At 38.0% G+C, this 4,101-nt stretch carries 2 protein-coding genes and 4 pseudogenes; 4 read left to right on the top strand and 2 right to left on the bottom strand.

Annotated features, from left to right (window positions below; all coding sequences use genetic code 11):
• A protein-coding gene (locus tag ACINWC141_RS05945; protein WP_155757871.1) for an IS3 family transposase occupies positions 1-993 on the bottom strand; the annotation gives its coding sequence in 2 pieces (ribosomal slippage) (positions 1-741 and positions 741-993; 994 coding nt annotated over the 2 pieces). This gene is flagged as partial in the annotation.
• A 73-nt stretch (positions 994-1,066) separates the two neighbouring features.
• Here ACINWC141_RS05945 and ACINWC141_RS20495 point away from each other — a divergent pair.
• From ACINWC141_RS20495 to ACINWC141_RS20485, 4 genes and pseudogenes are all read left to right on the top strand, one after another.
• Positions 1,067-1,183: pseudogene (locus ACINWC141_RS20495) on the top strand (PoNe immunity protein domain-containing protein); the annotation flags it as partial.
• An 85-nt stretch (positions 1,184-1,268) separates the two neighbouring features.
• Positions 1,269-2,651, top strand: a pseudogene (locus ACINWC141_RS19420) (RHS repeat-associated core domain-containing protein); the annotation flags it as partial.
• Positions 2,652-2,732: 81 nt separating this feature from the next.
• Positions 2,733-2,950 (top strand): annotated as a pseudogene (locus tag ACINWC141_RS20695) (HNH/endonuclease VII fold putative polymorphic toxin).
• Between the two features lie 170 nt (positions 2,951-3,120).
• Positions 3,121-3,342, top strand: a complete 222-nt coding sequence (locus ACINWC141_RS20485; RefSeq protein WP_249364762.1) for a hypothetical protein — start codon at positions 3,121-3,123, stop codon at positions 3,340-3,342.
• 48 nt (positions 3,343-3,390) lie between these two features.
• Here ACINWC141_RS20485 and ACINWC141_RS05920 read toward each other — a convergent pair.
• Positions 3,391-4,101 (bottom strand): annotated as a pseudogene (locus ACINWC141_RS05920) (IS3-like element ISAba22 family transposase); the annotation flags it as partial.

Genomic DNA, 4,101 nt, shown 5'->3' with positions numbered 1-4,101 from the left:
AATCTTGTACTTCATCCAAAGTATCAAATAAATGCTTGCTCAGCCAACTATAACGTATGGTCCGATTATAGCGTTCAATATACGCATTCTGCTGTGGCTTACCCGGTTGAATATATTCAATACGAATACCGTGCTCAGTAGCCCAGCGCACAAATTCGTGACTGATAAATTCGGGACCATTATCGCATCGGATCACTAACGGTTTTTCTCTCCACTCCAGCAATTGATTCAACGTACGAATAACCCTGATTGTGGGCAATGAGAACCCTGCTTCAATGGCTAGGCCTTCGCGGCGGTAATCATCAATCACATTCAATAATCGAAACTTGCGACCATCGGAAAGCTGATCATGCATAAAATCTAATGACCAAACCTGATTTTCTCGGATTGGTTCTTTCAATGGTTCAGGCGCATGCCGTTTTAGTCTTCTTCTCGGTTTAATACGCAGATTCAGTGCCAACTCACAGTAAATGCGGTAAACCCGCTTGTGATTCCAGCAGCAACTCTCAACATGCCGTAAATACGAGAAGCACAAACCAAAGCCCCAATCGGAATTTTCCTCAGTGAGTTCAATGAGCTGTTCAGCAATGAGTGCATTGTCATCGCTGAGTTTGGCTTGATAGCGGTAGCAGGTTTCACTAATGCCAAATGCTTTACAAGCCAAACGAATACTAATGGCATGCTGGGCAACTGCCTGTTGTGCCATCTTACGCCGGCAAGATGGCTTTACCACTTTTTTGCCATCGCTTCCTGGATGATTTCGGCCTTTAATCGCTCTTCCGCATACATCTTTTTAAGTCTGGTATTTTCGGCTTCTAGCTCTTTCAGTCGAGCCATTAATGATGTATCCATACCACCATATTTGGCACGCCATTTATAAAAGGTAGCATTACTCATGCCGTGTTCACGGCAAAGGGTCGCTACAGGTGTGCCAGATTCTGCCTGTTTCAAGATGGACATGATCTGACTGTCAGTAAATTTAGATGTTTTCATGCAGAATCTCCTGCTCGTATCTTAAGAGAAAATTCTACTTTTAGATCCTTTTATTTTTAGGGGGGATTACCGGTATAACCCAGCTAATAATATGCAGAAGAGATACTTTACCAAAGGTGAAATCATGCCTGAAATTAAAGATAATTCTTGGGGAGAGACTATTTGGTATTTAGATATGGAAAATCAATAATACTATTATCTTTTTGAGTTGATCTATTGATATATAAGTGGCCTATCCAATTGATAGGCTTTTTTATGTGAGAGAGTATTTCTAAGATGAATTAAATAATCGAATTACGACCAGATGGACAGAAATAGATTGGCTCACTTATGGAAGTGGACATGTCTATGGCATGGCTTTAAATGGCGAAGATGTTGTTAGTTTTGAGCGTGATGATTTACATATAGAGACATTACGTCACTATGCAAATGGACTTAGCCAACAACAACGTTATGATGAAGTCGGGCGCTTAACTCAGCAATTAATGTTAAGTGGGCATGACAAAGGCTATCAGGCTCAAACTCAAAATAATGCTATCCAGCATACCAACCAATTGATTGAGCGCTTATATCACTACGATAAAACAGGTGAGTTAACGCTCATTAAAGATACACGTCGTGGAACCATTCACTATAAATATGATCCTGTTGGGCGTTTATTAGAGGCAACCAGTAAGCTTGGCAAAGAGACTTTTAATTTTGACCCGGCAAGTAATATTCTAGATCGATATAACAGTACCAAAGAGCAATCCTCACAGCACACTGCCACTGAAAAAGGTCTTGGTTATAACCGCTTAGTTAATAACGTCGTGCAGGAATATCTTGACCAACAATATCAATATGATACTTTTGGGCAACTGATTCGACAAAAATCATCACAAGGTGATTTAAATCTTGAGTGGGATGTGTTGGGACGTCTTGTTCGTAGTAGAAACAATCAATACACGGCGGATTATCGTTACGATGCTTTAGGCCGACGTATTCAAAAAAGAAGTAAGCATCACCATACTGGACAAGAACAGAACATTATTTATGGTTGGGATGGCGATACTTTAGCTTATGAATCTAGCGCTGATATAACTAAACACTATTTCTACGAAAAAGATAGTTTCGTGCCTTTGTTGTAAGCGGCGTATCATCACTCAATTGAGCTGCATCAAACCCAAGACTGGACAGAAAAAACATATAGTATTTATAAAGATCCATTGTGGAATACCATAAGACAAAGCCAAGTTTTTGATGATGTATGGTTTTATCACTGCGACCAGTTAGGCACACCGCAAGAAATGAGTAACCAGACAGGTGCCATTGTTTGGAAAGCTCAATATAAAGCTTGGGGCGAATGTAAGGTTGAACAAGCTAAGTCAGATTTCTTTGAAAATTCAGAGATTATAAGCAACAACATCCGTTTCCAAGGTCAGTATTTTGATGGGGAAACAGGACTTCATTACAACCGTTATCGTTATTATTCGCCGTATGTAGGACGGTTTATTAGTAAAGATCCGATTGGATTATTGGGTGGTTTTAATGTTTATGCTTATGCACCTAATCCAGTGGATTGGGTTGATCCTTTGGGGTTGAATAAATCATGCCCTAATCAACCTATGAAAAAGGATCATTATGATGCTTCATCTAGGAGAGAGGCTTTAAGAAAAGCTAAACAAGATGCAAAGATTCCTCAAAGTCAACAGCCTAAAATAACGAGAGAAGATTTAGATGATGGGTATGGAAATAAAGTCATGAAAGATGGACAGCCAGTTACTACAAGAAACTATCATTATACAAATACTGATGGTAAACAAATTGTTATTCAAGAACATACTTATGGCCATACGAAGGCAGAAAAAATAAAGGTTTAGAACCACATATTAATGCTAGACCGATTGAAAACACTAAGACTGGTTCTGTTCCTGGTACATATGGGCATTACAATATTAAACCTAAAGGTGGTAGTTAACTTATGTTTATTAATGAAATAAGTAATAATGTTTTTTTAAAGAAACTTTATTCAGATGATATAACTTCATCTATATTAATAGGGCGATTTAGTATTGACTTGTCGGGTTACTGTGATATAGATTTTCATGTGAATAAGGAACCAGATATTCTTGTTGAAAAATATGGGGTGTGGGGGGTGATTATAATACTGTTGTTATTAAAACTAAAGGTAGAATATCCGGAGATGTTTTAATCAATGGGTGGTTGCTTAATGATTATAAAGAATTAACTTTTAAAAAGACTCATAATGGTATTTTTATAAAATCAACAAATGGTAATTTTAATTTTTCTGTGGAAGTGAATGGATTGATATTTCAAGGTATTTCTGTTTATTTTGATGGAAAAGATTAGAAACTCTGATATACGCTGAATTATCAGGAGACTTTCCCTTGGGAGATTCTAGGCAGCCAACTTATAAAAGTCTTCGGCCATTTGATTTGGTGTCTTAAAACCCAAACCCTTTTGAATTCTTCGATGATTATAAAATAACTCAATGTATTTTATAATATCTGCTTTGGCTTCTTCTCTGGTTTGATAGTTGTAATGATGCACTAACTCATTTTTCAGTATTCCCCAAAAGCTTTCAATCGGTGCATTATCGTAACAGTCTCCGCGCTTGCTCATTGAACCTTGAAAACCATATTGCTCAAGTATATTTCGATATTTCTGGCTGCAATATTGACTTCCTCTGTCTGAATGCACAATCAGTTCTTTGGTTGGTTTTTGATTGTGAATAGCCATATTTAGCGCATTACAAACAAGCTGTGTTGTCATGCGCTCATTTAAGCTATAGCCAACCACTTGCTTCGTGTAAAGGTCTTTTACCGCTGCTAAATACAGCCATCCTTCAACAGTCCATATGTACGTAATATCACTTGACCATGCTTGATTTGGTCTAGTCATTGAGAATTGTTGCTCCAGCAGGTTTTCATAGATCGCTCGATTATGGTCACTATTCGTAGTCCTTTTAAAACGCTTGTGTCGCTTACAATACAGGTGGTTCAGCGCTTTTATCTGACGTACAGCGTACATACTCATTTTTATACCCTGAGCTTGTAAGTATTTGGTTAATCGAATATAACCATAGCTCTGCTTTGTCTCCTCATGGGC

The organism is Acinetobacter sp. WC-141, assembly GCF_000313935.1.
Taxonomy (GTDB): domain Bacteria; phylum Pseudomonadota; class Gammaproteobacteria; order Pseudomonadales; family Moraxellaceae; genus Acinetobacter.
Note: the sequence above shows the minus strand (reverse complement) of the source record. Positions and strands in the feature narration are given on the sequence as shown.